The sequence below is a fragment of the Pseudomonas glycinis genome, from assembly GCF_054871425.1.
This window is the reverse complement of the sequence record NZ_JBTYHF010000004.1, coordinates 439,869-454,440: the sequence shown is the minus strand read 5'-3', so window position 1 is coordinate 454,440 and position 14,572 is coordinate 439,869. Positions and strand designations below refer to the sequence as shown.

At 60.4% G+C, this 14,572-nt stretch carries 11 protein-coding genes, 1 tRNA gene and 1 pseudogene; 10 read left to right on the top strand and 3 right to left on the bottom strand.

Annotated features, from left to right (window positions below):
* Positions 1–122 precede the first annotated feature (122 nt).
* The 9 genes and pseudogenes from uca (at position 123) to ACYSTU_RS12505 (ending at position 10,657) form a co-directional block, all read left to right on the top strand.
* On the top strand, positions 123–3,770 hold the full coding sequence (gene uca, locus ACYSTU_RS12545) for an urea carboxylase (protein WP_217879475.1): 3,648 nt from the start codon (positions 123–125) through the stop codon (positions 3,768–3,770).
* A gap of 25 nt (positions 3,771–3,795) precedes the next feature.
* Positions 3,796–5,568: an allophanate hydrolase gene (gene atzF, locus ACYSTU_RS12540; protein ID WP_217879474.1), complete on the top strand. Its 1,773-nt coding sequence runs from the start codon at positions 3,796–3,798 to the stop codon at positions 5,566–5,568.
* A 280-nt stretch (positions 5,569–5,848) separates the two neighbouring features.
* A complete protein-coding gene (locus ACYSTU_RS12535) occupies positions 5,849–7,336 on the top strand; it encodes a sensor domain-containing diguanylate cyclase (RefSeq protein ID WP_024011977.1) in 1,488 nt (495 codons plus the stop codon).
* Positions 7,329–7,559: a cysteine-rich CWC family protein gene (locus ACYSTU_RS12530; RefSeq protein ID WP_024011976.1), complete on the top strand. Its 231-nt coding sequence runs from the start codon at positions 7,329–7,331 to the stop codon at positions 7,557–7,559. Before ACYSTU_RS12535 ends, ACYSTU_RS12530 begins: the two co-directional genes overlap by 8 nt.
* 33 nt (positions 7,560–7,592) lie before the next feature.
* Positions 7,593–8,285 (top strand): pseudouridine synthase, encoded by a 693-nt coding sequence (locus ACYSTU_RS12525; protein ID WP_264364658.1) that lies wholly within the window; start codon positions 7,593–7,595, stop codon positions 8,283–8,285.
* 316 nt (positions 8,286–8,601) lie between these two features.
* Entirely contained in the window at positions 8,602–9,486 is an 885-nt protein-coding gene (locus tag ACYSTU_RS12520) for an alpha/beta fold hydrolase (protein WP_016771295.1), read from the top strand.
* A gap of 157 nt (positions 9,487–9,643) precedes the next feature.
* Positions 9,644–9,717 (top strand) — tRNA-Gly (locus tag ACYSTU_RS12515).
* 251 nt (positions 9,718–9,968) lie between these two features.
* Positions 9,969–10,502: pseudogene (locus ACYSTU_RS12510) on the top strand (zeta toxin family protein); the annotation flags it as partial.
* Positions 10,499–10,657, top strand: a complete 159-nt coding sequence (locus ACYSTU_RS12505) for a hypothetical protein (protein WP_264364657.1) — start codon at positions 10,499–10,501, stop codon at positions 10,655–10,657. The pseudogene ACYSTU_RS12510 and the gene ACYSTU_RS12505, both read left to right, overlap by 4 nt.
* A gap of 386 nt (positions 10,658–11,043) precedes the next feature.
* On the opposite strand, the gene tam is transcribed toward ACYSTU_RS12505, so the two are convergent.
* Complete coding sequence (gene tam / locus ACYSTU_RS12500) at positions 11,044–11,814, bottom strand: trans-aconitate 2-methyltransferase (protein WP_264364656.1); 771 nt, start codon at positions 11,812–11,814, stop codon at positions 11,044–11,046.
* A gap of 159 nt (positions 11,815–11,973) precedes the next feature.
* Between tam and ACYSTU_RS12495 the strand changes: the two genes are divergently transcribed.
* Positions 11,974–12,384 carry a low affinity iron permease family protein gene (locus ACYSTU_RS12495; RefSeq protein WP_016771301.1) on the top strand — a complete coding sequence of 137 codons (411 nt, stop codon included), beginning with the start codon at positions 11,974–11,976 and terminating at the stop codon, positions 12,382–12,384.
* Between the two features lie 161 nt (positions 12,385–12,545).
* On the opposite strand, the gene ACYSTU_RS12490 is transcribed toward ACYSTU_RS12495, so the two are convergent.
* Together ACYSTU_RS12490 and ACYSTU_RS12485 are read right to left on the bottom strand one after the other, a co-directional pair.
* Positions 12,546–13,049 (bottom strand): DUF4142 domain-containing protein, encoded by a 504-nt coding sequence (locus tag ACYSTU_RS12490; RefSeq protein ID WP_264364655.1) that lies wholly within the window; start codon positions 13,047–13,049, stop codon positions 12,546–12,548.
* A gap of 153 nt (positions 13,050–13,202) precedes the next feature.
* Positions 13,203–14,552: a sensor domain-containing protein gene (locus ACYSTU_RS12485; protein ID WP_125917738.1), complete on the bottom strand. Its 1,350-nt coding sequence runs from the start codon at positions 14,550–14,552 to the stop codon at positions 13,203–13,205.
* Positions 14,553–14,572 lie beyond the last annotated feature (20 nt).

Sequence of the window (14,572 nt, the reverse complement as noted above, 5' to 3'; positions counted from 1 at the left end):
AAGCCAGCTCCCACAGGGGGTTTGTGGTGGGTTGGAGTGAAGTGTGTTTTTTCCATCCGGGACGGCCCGGATGTCTGTCGAAAAACAGCGGGACGGCCCGCTCCCCCTTCAGGGGTTATGCCATGTTCGAAAAAATCCTGATCGCCAACCGTGGCGCGATTGCCTGTCGCATCCTGCGCACGATCAACGTGCTGAAGGCCAAAGGCATCGCGGTGTACTCCGAAGCCGACGCTGCCAGCCTGCACATCTCCCAGGCCGCTGAAGCGCACAGCCTCGGCGAAGGCGCGGCGTCCGCGACCTATCTGGCGGTCGACAAAATCCTCGCTATCGCCAAACAAAGCGGCGCCACGGCGATTCATCCCGGCTACGGATTTCTCTCCGAGAACGCAGCGTTCGCCGAAGCCTGCGAAGCGCAGGGCATCGCCTTCATCGGGCCGACGCCGGAGCATTTGCGGGTGTTCGGCCTCAAGCACACTGCTCGCGCGTTGGCCAAACAGCACGGCGTACCGATGCTCGAAGGCACCGACCTGCTCGACAGCCTCGATTGCGCGCTGAGTGCCGCCGAACAGGTCGGCTACCCGGTGATGCTGAAAAGCACCGCTGGCGGCGGTGGCATCGGCATGCGCGTGTGCCGCAGCGCCAGTGAATTGAGCGAGTCGTTCGAAGCGGTGAAACGCCTCGGCCAGAACAACTTCAGCGACGCCGGGGTGTTCATCGAGAAGTACATCGAACGCGCGCGGCATCTGGAAGTGCAGGTGTTCGGCGACGGCTGCGGTGAAGTCATCGCTCTCGGCGTGCGCGACTGTTCAGTGCAGCGGCGCAACCAGAAAGTCCTCGAAGAAACCCCGGCGCCAAACCTGCCAGAAGGCATGGCCGATGAGCTGTGCGCAGCGGCGATCAAACTGGCGCAAGCGGTGAATTACCGCAGCGCCGGCACCGTCGAATTCGTCTTCGACAGCGAGGCCCAGCGCTTCTATTTTCTCGAAGTGAATACGCGCTTGCAGGTCGAGCACGGCGTCACCGAACAGGTGTGGGACGTGGACCTGGTGCGCTGGATGATCGAGCTGGCCGCTGGTGATCTGCCGCCGCTGAACGAGTTGTATCAAGGCCTGGAACCGCAGGGCCATGCGATTCAGGCACGTCTGTATGCGGAAGATCCGGGGCGTGATTTCCAGCCGAGCCCGGGCCTGCTGACCGCTGTGCAATTTCCGCCCGCCAACGGCGTTGAGTTGCGTATCGACACCTGGGTCGAGGCCGGCGTGGAAATTCCGCCGTATTTCGATCCGATGATTGCCAAGCTCATCGCGTGGGCGCCCAGCCGCGAACAGGCTCGCGCCGAACTCCATCAGGCATTGGGCGATAGCCTGTTGTACGGCGTGGAAACCAACCGCGACTATCTGCGGCAGATTCTGCTCGATGCTCCATTCGCCAGCGGTCAGCCGTGGACCCGTTGTCTGGAAAATCTGCTGTATCACGCCAACACCTTCGAAGTGCTCAGCGCCGGCACGCAGACCAGCGTGCAGGACTATCCCGGACGCCTCGGCTATTGGGCCGTCGGCGTGCCACCCTCGGGGCCGATGGACAGCCGAGCGCTGCGCCTGGGCAATCGTCTGCTCGGCAATGAACAAGGCGCCGCCGCACTGGAAATCACCATGAGCGGGCCGATCCTGCGCTTCAATTGTGACGCGGTGGTCGCGGTGACCGGCGCGCCGATTGCCTTGACCCTTGACGCTGAACCGGTGCCAATGAACACCGCGTTGCTGATCCCGGCCGGCGCGACGTTGCAGCTGGGCAGCATCAGCGGCGCCGGCGCGCGCAGTTATCTGTGCCTGCGCGGCGGCGTGCAGGTGCCGGATTATCTGGGCAGCAAAAGTACCTTCACCCTCGGCCAGTTTGGCGGGCATGGCGGTCGCGCGTTGAGGGCCGGTGATGTCTTGCATGTGCCGGCATTGACCGACCACAGCGCCGACCAACAACTGGCCGAACAGCACATCACCGCGCTGCCGAGCGTGCGCCAGATCCGGGTGATCTACGGCCCGCACGGCGCGCCGGAATACTTCAGCGAAAACTACATCGCCACGTTCTTTGTGACCCAGTGGGAAGTGCATTTCAACTCCAGCCGCACCGGCGTGCGCCTGATCGGACCGAAGCCTGAGTGGGTGCGTGAGGATGGCGGTGAAGCGGGTCTGCACCCGTCGAACATCCATGACAATCCGTATGCGATTGGCGCGGTGGATTTCACCGGGGACATGCCGGTGATCCTCGGCCCGGATGGCCCGAGCCTGGGTGGGTTTGTCTGCCCGGTGACGGTGATCGAGGCGGACCTGTGGCAGCTGGGGCAGCTCAAGGCGGGCGATAAAATTCAGTTCATTCCCGTCGACCTCAAGACCGCCCGCGATCTCGCCCTGAAATGGGATGCCCCCTGTGGGAGCGAGCCTGCTCGCGAAAGCGTCGGCAAAGACAAATCGATATTGACTGACACGGCCTCTTCGCGAGCAGGCTCGCTCCCACAGGGTTTGATGTCGCCTGTGGTGTTGGAGTTGGGTCAAGGCGATCAGCGACTGGTTGCACGGGTTTCTGGCGACACTCATTTACTGCTGGAAATCGGCGCGCCGGAGCTTGATCTGGTCCTGCGCTTCCGCGCCCACGCGCTGATGCAGGCGCTGGAAAGCCAAGCCCTGCATGGCGTGATCGACCTCACCCCGGGCATTCGCTCGCTGCAAGTGCACTACCAGCCCGAGCAACTGCCGCTGGCCGATCTGCTCGGCATCATCGCCGGCGAATGGGACGCGGTGTGCGCCGCCAAGGACTTGCAAGTGCCGTCGCGCATCGTGCACTTGCCGCTGTCGTGGGACGACCCGGCCTGTCAGTTGGCGATCGAGAAATACATGACCACCGTGCGCAAGGACGCGCCGTGGTGCCCGAGCAATCTGGAGTTCATCCGGCGCATCAACGACCTGCCGAATCTCGACGAAGTGCAGCGCACGGTGTTCGATGCGAGTTATCTGGTGATGGGCCTTGGCGACGTTTACCTCGGCGCGCCGGTGGCCACGCCGCTCGATCCGCGCCATCGTCTGGTGACCACCAAGTACAACCCGGCACGTACCTGGACCGCCGAGAACTCGGTGGGCATTGGCGGCGCCTATATGTGCGTGTACGGCATGGAAGGCCCGGGCGGTTATCAGTTTGTCGGGCGCACTCTGCAGATGTGGAATCGCTATCGCGAAGTCGCCGCGTTCGATGGCAAACCGTGGCTGCTGCGCTTCTTCGATCAGATCCGCTTCTACCCGGTCAGCGCCGAAGAACTGCTGCGTATCCGCCGTGATTTCCCGCTGGGGCGCTTTGATCTGAACATCGAACACAGCCAGCTCAACCTCGCCGACTATCAGGCATTTCTCAGTCAGGAAGCCGAGGGCATCAGCGCTTTCCGTGCGCAGCAACAGGGCGCGTTCAAGGCTGAACGCGAGCGCTGGATCGCCAGCGGCCAGGCGCATTTCGACAGCGAAGAAGCCGTGCCTGACGCCAGCGAAGAAGCACCGCTGCAAAGCGGTGAACACAGCGTTGACAGCCACATCGCCGGCAATCTCTGGCAGGTGCAGGTCGAGGCTGGTCAGCGTGTCGCGGCGGGCGATGTGCTGGTGATTCTCGAGTCGATGAAGATGGAAATCCCTGTGCTCGCGCCGCTGGCCGGCGTGGTGCGAGAGATCCGCGTGCAACCCGGTTCGGCGGTGCGCGCCGGACAACGGGTGGTGGTGCTGGAACTCGACTGAAGCCATTTCTGAAAAGGATCAACCAATGAATCTGCAACTCGATGCACTGCGTCAGGCCTATCGCGATGGCGATACCACACCGCGCCAACTGCTGCTGCAACTGCGCGAAAAAGCCGCTGCGCTGAACCCCGACTATCACTTGTTCATCCACCTGCTCAGCGTCGATGAACTGGAGCCGTATCTGGCCGCCCTCGACGGTCGTGACCTCGACAGTCTGCCGCTGTATGGCGTGCCGTTCGCGATCAAGGACAACATCGATCTGGCCGGCATTCCCACCACCGCCGCGTGCCCGGCGTTTGCCTATGTGCCGCAGCAGTCGGCGACCATCGTCGAGCAGCTATTGGCGCTGGGGGCGATTCCGCTGGGCAAGACCAATCTCGATCAGTTTGCCACCGGCCTCAATGGCAGCCGCTCGCCTTATGGTGCGTGCCCGAACAGTGTGCTGGCGGAGTATCCGTCCGGCGGTTCCAGCGCGGGTTCATCCCTGGCGGTAGCGCTAGGTGTGGCGAGTTTTGCCTTGGGCACTGACACCGCCGGTTCCGGGCGAGTGCCGGCGGCGTTGAACAATCTGGTCGGTTTGAAGGCGAGCAAGGGCCTGATTTCCACCGCCGGCGTGCTGCCGGCGTGCCGCACGTTGGACTGCGTGACCACTTTCACCGCCACCGCCCGCGAGGCCAGTCAGTTGCTGGCGCTGACGGCCAGACACGATCCCCGCGATGAATACAGCCGGCCCAACCCGGCATGGAACGACAGCTCGGCATTCGGCGCGCCACGACCGTTTCGCTTCGGCGTGCCACGGGCGCAGGACCTTGAATTTTTTGGCTGCAACGAAGGGCCGCAACTGTTCGCAGCGGCCATCAAACGGCTCAAGGCCTTGGGTGGCGAACCCGTCGAGCTGGACCTGTCACCGTTTCTGGAAGCAGCGCGTTTGCTCTACGACGGGCCGTGGGTGGCCGAGCGTTACAGCGTCGCCGGTGAGCTGATGGAGCAGAACCCCGAAGCGGTGCTGCCGGTGATCCGTGCGGTGCTGGCCAAGGCTCCGGCAGTGACTGGCGTGCAGACCTTTCGCGCGCAATATCGATTGCAGGCACTGAAGGCCCTCTGCGACGAGGCTCTGGAAAATCTCGACTGCGTGCTGACACCGACCATCGGCCGTCCAGTGACCCTGGCCGAGCTTGCGGCCGAGCCGGTGCTGCGCAATTCTGAACTGGGCTATTACACCAACTTCATGAACCTGCTCGACTACGCCGCCGTCGCCGTGCCGACCGCGTTCATGGGCAACGGTTTGCCGTGGGGCGTGACGTTGTTCGGGCGGGTATTTACCGACCAGTATCTGTTGAGCGTGGCCGATGCCTTGCAGCGCCAGCAGGACAGTGCCCTGCCAGCTCCGGCGAACGCTGCGCGCAATGACCGCGCTCGATTGGTGGTGTGTGGCGCGCATCTGCAAGGGCTGGCGTTGAACTGGCAACTGACCCAGCGTGGCGGGCGTTTGCTGGAAACCACGTTCAGTTCGCCGGACTATCGACTGCACGCCCTCGCCGGCGGCCCGCCATTGCGACCGGGCATGGTGCGGGTCAAGGATGGCGGCGTGGCGATTGCCGTGGAGGTTTGGGAGTTGCCGAGCAGTGAGCTGGGCTCGTTTCTCACCGGGATTCCGGCGCCGCTCGGGTTGGGCAAGGTGCAACTGGCGGATGGGCGCTGGGAGAGCGGGTTTATCTGTGAGCCGTATGGGTTGGAGGGTGCGGTGGATATCAGTCATTTGGGGGGATGGCGGGCGTATCTGGCATCCCGGGGCTGATCCGAAAGCTCGCCCTCACCCTGGCCCTCTCCCCCAGGAGAGGGCCAGGGTGAGGCGATTGTCCATCGGTTGCCATTGGCTGATACCGGGTCGATCACAGATTTTCCATCACCCACCATCCAGCTCCCTCTCCCCCGGGAGCGGGCTGGGGTGAGGGGCTGCGATTTCCCTGACACACCGCTACGTCATATCCCCCGCCATTTCAGGCACAAATCCCGCAGTGTTTTCCCGACCATCCCACTAGAATGCATCCCATCGGGCCACTGCCAACGGATCTGCCATGCCGCTTCGTTCTCCCTTGTACTCGCAACGTTCACTGGTGCTCACCCTGGTTGCCCTGCTCGGCGCCGGCTTTCTCGCCACCTCGCTGTTGAGCTATTTCGCGTCCCGCGAGTCGATCCGCGACAACATCGTCAACACTGAACTGCCACTGACCTCCGACACGGTCTATTCGGAAATCCAGAAAGATCTGGTCCGGCCGATCCTGATTTCCTCGATGATGTCCCGCGATACATTCATGCGCGACTGGGTGGTCAACGGCGAGCAGAATCCCGAGCAGATGACCCGCTATCTCGACGAGGTCATGACCCATTACGGCGCCTACACGGCGTTCTTCGTTTCCAATGCCACGCTCACCTACTACCACGCCAAAGGTGTGCTCAAGCAGGTCAAAGTCGACGAGCCGCGCGACACCTGGTACTTCCGCGTGCGCGACATGCAGGACCCGTACGAGATCAACGTCGACCCGGATCTGGCCAACAAGGACAACCTGACGTTCTTCATCAACTACAAGGTCTACGACTACCACAACCGCTTCATCGGCGCCGCGGGCGTGGGCCTCACCGTGGACGCGGTGATCAAGCTGATCGACAAGTATCAACAGCGCTATCAACGCAGCGTGTACTTCGTCGATACCTTCGGCCGCCTCGTATTGACCGGTGCCGAGGGTGGCCCGGAAGGCGCGCACATCGGCCAGAGTCTTGGCGAACTGGAGAGCATGAAAAGTCTGGTCAGCCAATTGCCCAAGCCACACAGCGGCAGCTACGAATATTCCACTCAGGGCCAGGGGCATTTTCTCAACGTGCGGTTTATCCCCGAGTTGAACTGGTACCTGTTCGTCGATAAACGCGAGGACGGCGCGCTGAGCGAGATCCGCCAGTCGCTGTACCTCAATCTGCTGATCTGCCTGCTGGTGACGTTGATCGTGCTGGCCTTGCTCAATCGAGTGATCAAGCGCTTCCAGGCGAAGATTCAGGCGCACGCCACCCTCGACAGTCTCACCGAACTGCCGAACCGACGCGGCTTCGACATCCTCGCCGCGCAAGCGCTGCACGAGGCCCAACGGGAAACCAAGCCGCTGACCGCGTTGTTGCTCGACCTCGACCACTTCAAAGCCTTGAACGACACCTACGGCCACATGGCCGGCGATCAGGTGTTGATCGGTTTCGCCCGCGACCTGCAAAGTTGCCTGCGTCACGCCGATATCGTCTGCCGCTGGGGCGGTGAAGAGTTCATCGTTCTGTTGAAAGACACCGACGGTGAGACCGGGCAGAAAATTGCCGAGAAGATCCGCCAGCACGTCGAACAACACAAATATGCCTACGATGGCCACAGCCTGCATCTGACCGTGAGCATCGGCGCCACCACCGTGCAACGCGATGACACCTTGCACACTCTGCTGTCCCGGGCCGATCATGCGATGTACCGCGCCAAGCAAACCGGGCGCAACCGCACCTGCATGGAAATGCCGCACTCGACCTATGCCTGATAACGACGTCAAACCCGACCACTGCCCGGCCTGCGGTGCGCGCAACGATTGCAGCCTCGCCGACCCGCGCACCGCCGACCGCGAATGCTGGTGCTATGGCGTGACCATCGACCCGGCGGTGCTCGAAGCGCTGCCGGCCGCGCTGCGCAATCAAGCCTGCCTGTGCCCGCGCTGCGCACAGGTCGAAGCGCAACTGCAAGCAGGCCGGCGGCCGATCCCGTAAGATGCGCGGCCCTTCGTCCGTTGAATTCTGACCATGCGCGTCGACCGCTTCCTCAGCAATCTGCCCCGCTACAACCGTCAGCAGGTGCGCCTGTTGCTGGTGGAAAAGCGCGTGCGGATTGACGGAAAAGTCGTCAGCGACCCGCACAGTGAGGTGCTGGAATTCAGCCGGGTCGAAGTCGACGATGAGGTGCTGCAGAGCGGCAAACCGGCGCGCTATTTCATGCTGCACAAACCCCCGGGCTGCGTCAGTGCCACCCGCGATCCGCAGCATGCGACCGTGCTCGACCTGCTCGATGAACCGCACAAGGACGATCTGCACATCGCCGGACGTCTGGATTTCAATACCACCGGGCTGCTGCTGATCACCAATGACGGCGCCTGGTCGCGACGCCTGACGCAGCCGCAAACCAAACTGGCGAAGGTCTATTACGTCGAAACCGAACAGCACATCGACCCGAGCTACGCGCTGAAATTTGCCGAGGGCATCTACTTCGCTTTCGAAGATCTGACCACGCAACCGGCGCAGCTTGAGCTGCTCGGCCCACGCTCGGCGCGACTGAGCATCGTTGAAGGCCGCTACCATCAGGTCAAGCGCATGTTTGGCTTCTTCAACAACAAAGTCCTGCGCCTGCACCGCGAATCCATCGGCGAACTGACCCTCGATCACGCGCTAAAACCGGGCGAGTACCGCGCTTTGCGCACCGAAGAGATTCATTTGTTCTAAGCCGGCGACCGCTCAGCCGAAGTTGTCGAACAATTCGCCGACGGCACTTGCGTGATCCTGAGTCCCCTGCTTGAATCAGGACGTCGGCCGAAATGTGACCGATGAGTCACCACATACTTCCAAGAAACTTTTTGTCGGTCGTTTGCCCTCAAGGGCTGCGCCTCAGCCGGCAATCTGCCCGCCAATAACAACACCCGTCGACCTGCCGTACCGGATCGACATGGGCCAGCAAATTTCAGGCGTATGCCTACCTGTCACAAAGCTCGTGCAATCTCGATTGCGCGCATACCCGCTTGCTTGCCAGGAGTCTTATGACATGAGGCCAGAAATCGCTGTGCTGGATATACAGGGTCAGTATCGGGTTTACACGGAGTTCTATCGCGCAGACGCCGCAGAAAAGACCATCATTCTGGTCAACGGCTCGATGGCCACGACTGCGTCGTTTGCACAGACCGTGAAAAACCTGCACCCGCAATTCAACGTGGTCTGTTATGACCAGCCCTACGCGGGCCGCTCAAAAGCCCACAACCGGCATGAGAAACATCTGACGAAGGAAGTCGAAGGGCAGATTCTGCTGGAGCTGATCGATCACTTCGCCGCCGAACACGTGCTGTCGTTCTCCTGGGGCGGCGCCGCCACTCTGGTCGCCCTCGCCCAGCAACCGCGGCGCATCGAAAAAGCCGTGATCAGCTCGTTCTCCCCGGTGATCAATGCGCACATGCTCGATTACCTTGAGCGCGGCGTCGATTACCTCGGCAGCCGAGACGGCGATCGGGTCGGTCATCTGGTCAACAACACGATTGGCAAACACCTGCCGTCGCTGTTCAAGCGCTTCAACTATCGCCATGTCAGCAGCCTCGCCGAGCATGAGTACGGGCAGATGCACTTTCACATCAACGACGTACTGCACAGCGATCGCCAGTGCTATCTGAATGCGGCGAAAAAGATCAGCGTGCCGGTACTGTTCCTGAATGGCGAATGGGACGAATACACCGCTGCTGAAGACGCACGCCTGTTTGGCAATCACGTAGCGCACAGCAGCTTCACCACCCTGCAAGCCACCGGGCACTTCCTCGACATGGAGCACAAGGCCGCCTGCCGCGACAGCCAGAACGCTCTGCTGGGCTTTCTGAAACCTGCGCCGCAAGCCAGCCGAACGCGCTACTCGTTTGTGCAGGATCACCATGCCCTGGCCATTTGAAACAGCGTCATCGCGGGCAAGGCTGCAAGCTTGAAGTGCCTGTTGCACCGGCGCAGCCCTTGCTCGCGATCGACCGATTTCTGCGTGGCAAAGCCCTCGCAGAGAAAAGAAAACTTCAAATCCGTGGCCGAGTCTGGTACAAAGTCAGCCGCTCTGAGCGGGTATAGTTTAGTGGTAGAACGAAAGCTTCCCAAGCTTTAGATGAGGGTTCGATTCCCTCTACCCGCTCCACCGAATATTGATCTCGCGTTGTGTTGTCCGACGAGGGATGCAGGAATAGAAAAGACCGGCCTTGATGGCCGGTTTTTTTGTGCGTGGGATTTGAGATCTGGTTACCAGCGCAGACCAATTCAGAAACAAACCGTAGATTGTAGATCCGCCAATTCCGCATACGCTTCGCTCATTCCAACAATATCAAGCAGAGCCATCGCCGGGGCGCACACCGGAGTCTCCACCAGCGAAAACGCAGCTGTCACGGCACCTTCTCCGACACGCCAATCCTGCGAATTGATCCCGACGAACTCAGGAACGAGTTCGAAGCCTATCAAGGTGGTAATGCCTGGCTATTCCAAGGCGCAGTCTCGATTCTCGTCGGCAAGTTGATAGACCTTGCGTTGGACCGAAAGCAATCCTTTCTGTTGGATGGAACACTGTCCAATATCGAGATCGCAAGGAACAATGTGCAACGTTGCCTTAATAAAGGGAGATTCGTTCAAATTCTCTACGTTTATCAGGATCCAAGACTTGCTTGGTCTTTCGTTCGGAATCGAGAGGAAGCCGAAGGACGGAGAATCCGGCCAGAGCATTTCGTCGACCAGTACTTCGCAGCCCGTGACGTGGTGAACACGCTTAAGATAGGCAAAGACCTGCATGTCGATCTCCTTGTGAAGCATATTGATAATTCCGGGCGTCTCTACAAGGCTGGAATTGACAAGATCGACTACCATATCCCCGAGAAGCATACGAGACCTGATTTGATGGCTACGCTTGGGATCACAGACGGAGCAATCACATGAAATTCGGATCCGAAAAGGAATCCACCAGTCCGTTCGCAGACTTCATCCGAAATGCTAAATTGGAGGAGAAAAAGCGTGTTTACAGCGAAGTGCTGACCGAAGCTACCAAAAAGCAGATTGAAGTGATGCTGGCGGCACGTGAGAAGCAAGCGTGACGGTGCTGAGAGAGTAAAGTAGAGCCTGGCACGCGCCGGGCTTTTTATTGGGCAGTTGTCACGGCGTGTTGGAATTGCCTTGCTGGTCGCTTTTTAGCGGCTGGGATTTGAAATGTCAGCGTCAACATCTATCAGAACGAACAATGCTGCCCACCCGTCTGCAGCTTGCTTCCTCGAAATCCAGATGCAGCCTCGCCAGTACATTGAAGATCGGCTCCCCGGCTTTGTGCGGGACATTCAATCGAGTTAATACTTTCTTCCAGTTGGCGAGCGCAGCGAGAGTCTGCTCGATATATTCCTCGGCCTTGAGGAACCGACCGGATTGCTTTCAAGGGATGCGCCGACCTGAGATAACGTGGCGAACTCCAGAAAGTTAGAGGCGTGATTCAGCGAGTCGCAACAATAAACAAACGTGGAAACGGCAACAGCACCGAGCCGTCAGCCAAGGCCGGATAAGCCTTGGCAACCTCCGCCAGATACCGCTGCAGATACTGCGCCCGCTCCTCCTCGGTCAATGGGCTCAGGAATGGAATCAACCCGCTACCCTTGAACCACTCCACCACCCCCGCCGCCCCGTCCCGAAGTTGGTGGTGATAGGTGGTGCGCCACACATCGACCCGCGCGCAATGCGGGCGCAGCATCGAAAAATACTCACTGGCACTGGCCATGTCGGTACGCTGCCCGGCAGCGTCTGCGAGCTTGCTCGCCCACGGCCCGTTGGCGGCGACTTCACGCATCAAGCGGTGGGACGGTTCGTTGAGGTTGTCCGGCATCTGGATCGCCAGGCTGCCACCATCTGAAAGCTTGCTCGCCAAGGCTGGCAGCAACGAAGCGTGATCAGGCACCCATTGCAACACTGCATTGGCGAAGATCACATCGAACGGGCCTTCATCGGCCCACTTGTCGATCTCGGCCACCTCGAACTGCACATCGGGCAAGCGCTTGCGCGCGGCGGCGATCATGTCCGCCGAACTGTCCAGGCCACTGACCCTGGCCTCGGGAAAACGCTGCACCAGCAACTCGGAGGAATTGCCCGGCCCGCAACCGATATCCACCACCGCCCGGGCGTGCGCCGTGGGTATCGCCGCCAACAGATCACGGGCCGGACGGGTGCGTTCATCTTCGAAAGCGACGTACTGCTTGGCAGACCAACTCATTGCGTTCTCCTGTTGGGGTTTTCTGTCGACTGTCGACACGATACCGCGATCTGCGCCGTACGCCTTCCCTACCAAAGTCCTGCACCGAAACTTGTAAACAGAATTTTCAGCGCAACGCCGATGTCTGAATTTCAAGCTCCCAAAACAAGGACTCCCATCATGAAATTCGCAAAAATTGCCCAAAAACTTGCCCTGTGGGCCGGTAGCCCGAAGACGTTCATGGGGGCGTTGATCCTGATCGGGTTGTGGGGGTTGAGCGGGCCGATTTTTGGTTACAACGACACTTGGCAACTGATCATCAATACATCGACGACGATCATCACGTTCCTGATGGTGTTCCTGATTCAGAACACGCAGAACCGCGATACCGACATTCTGCACTTGAAACTCGATGAGCTGCTGCGGGTGAACAAGGAAGCGCAGAACGCGATGCTCGGGCTGGAGGCGCTGGATCTGAAACAGCTTGAAGCGCTGCGCCGGCATTACCGCGCGCTGGGTGAGAATCAGGTGTTTGATCTTGAGGGGCTTGGCGACAAGAGCAAGCCAAAGCAGGATTTGAATGAGTGCTGAGCAAGTAAACACACCCAGTGGAAGCGAGCCTGCTCGCGAAGACGGAGGGTCAGTCAAAACATCATTGACTGACACACCGCTTTCGCGAGCAGGCTCGCTCCCACAAAGGACACATGCATTTCAACTGAAGGCTTCGTTCGCGCTGCAACAATACGGCGAAGTTAGCGACTGGCCTGCAACGCTCGGGCTTTCTCCAGATGGTTTTGCAGCTTCGGCAAGGTCTCATCCGCAAACGCTTTGATTTCCGGCACGTCGGTGGTCTGTGCCTGTTGCTCGATCTGGGTGATGGCCTCTTCGGTCGCCTTGACCTGACTGGCGGCGTAGGCCTGATCGAAAGTCGCGCCGTCCTTCACTTCCGGCATCAACTCTTTGGCCTTGTCGGCGAGTTCTTCGCGGGGGGCAACCGGCAGGTCGAGCTTCTTGGCGATTTTCGCCAAATGCTGGTTGGCCGTGGTGCGGTCGTTGATGACGACGATGGTGTAATCCTTGACCTCTCTGGATTCGGTCTTGCCGTGGGCCAGACGGCTGGCTTCGATGTCGGCCATGCCTTTAGCGGAGGCATCGTTGATGAATTCGGCAGGCGACTGGGCGAACGCAGTGCTGGCGCACAGGCCCAGCAAAGTCGCAAAACTGGCATTACGTAAACGGGTGGCCATCCGGCTCATGGTCGCGCCCTCCTTCGTGGAAAATTCAAGCGGGCCGTGATTCGCCCGCTGCTCAAATAGTCGCGGCGGACAATTGTCCGCCTCAGTTAAGAAGGCTTTGGCGTTCAAAGGTTTAGAAAATCTGCCGGGACCGCGACGAACGGTGCGCTCGCTTCAGATGCCCAAGGCCCGATGATTCAGGCGTTTGGCCGCATACATGGCTTGATCGGCATGCCGGAACAGTTGCTGTTCTTCTTCACCGTGTTCAGGAAAGCGCGCCACGCCGATGCTCGGTTCGATACGCAGGTCATGGCCGTCGAGGCGCATGGGCTGCGCCAGCACCTGACGGATTTTTCCGGCGACACTGTCGGCATCTTCGGCGGCATGCACGCTATGCAACAGCACGACAAACTCATCGCCACCGATACGCGCCACAGTGTCGGTTTCACGCACGCAGCCTTTCAGCCGATTGGCCACGGTTTGCAGGAGCATGTCACCGACGGCATGGCCATGGGTGTCGTTGACCTGTTTGAAGCGATCCAGATCGACATACAGCAGCGCCATGTGTCCGTGCACGGTTCGCGCATGGGCCAGCGCAGCCCTGAGCCGGTCACGCAGCAGTTCGCGGTTGGGCAGTTGCGTCAGTTGATCGTATTGCGCCATGCGCTTGAGCCGCGCATGCAGTTGCTGGCGTTCGATGGCCGTGGCGACTTGTGCGCAGACGTATTGCAGCAGTTCCTTGTCCTGCTCGGTGTAGCGTTCGCCGCCCGCGAGGCTTTTGACGATCAAGGCGCCGATGGTGCCGTTTTTTGAGCTCAGCGGTACGCCGAGCCAGCAAGGCGCGTTCTGCTCCGCCACCAGCGCAGCGAAGTCGGGCGTGGCATCGGCGCTGTCCGGGGTCAGCAACATTGGCTGGCCGCCGCGGATCACTTGCGCGCAAAGCCGTCCGATGACGGTGCCGGGCTGCTCGGGCTGCAATTCGTGATCGTCGACGTGATAGGGAAAATTCAGCTGCTCGCAGTTTTCGTCGTACAGCGCCACGGAAAAATTCAGCGCCGGCAGCCACTCGCCAATCAGCAGATGGATGCGTTTGAACAGCGCCAGCAAATCTTCCGCCGCGTGCGCCGCTTCGGAAATCGCGTACAACGCCGCTTGCCGCGACTCGGCCTGCTTGCGCTCGGTGATATCGCGGGCGACGGCGATGCGCAGTTGATCGACTTCCGACCAGCGCGCCGACCAGGAAATGTGCGCGACGCTGCCGTCCTTGCGCAGATAGCGGTTCTCGAAATTGTGCTTCGGGTCGCCGCCCATGATTTCGCCAGCGGCCGCGAGGGTGCGCTGGCGATCGGCCGGGTGCACCAGCTCGATCATCGAGCGGCCGATCAGCTCGTCAGGCGTGTAGCCGAAAATCCGCTCGCAGGCAGCGCTGACAAAAACGAAACGGCCCTGTTTGTCGACCGCGCAAACGGCGTCCAGCAACAGGTCCATGTAGCTCGCCAGCGGCGCAGGGTTAGGGCTTTGCATGGTTCTACGGGATGTCCGCA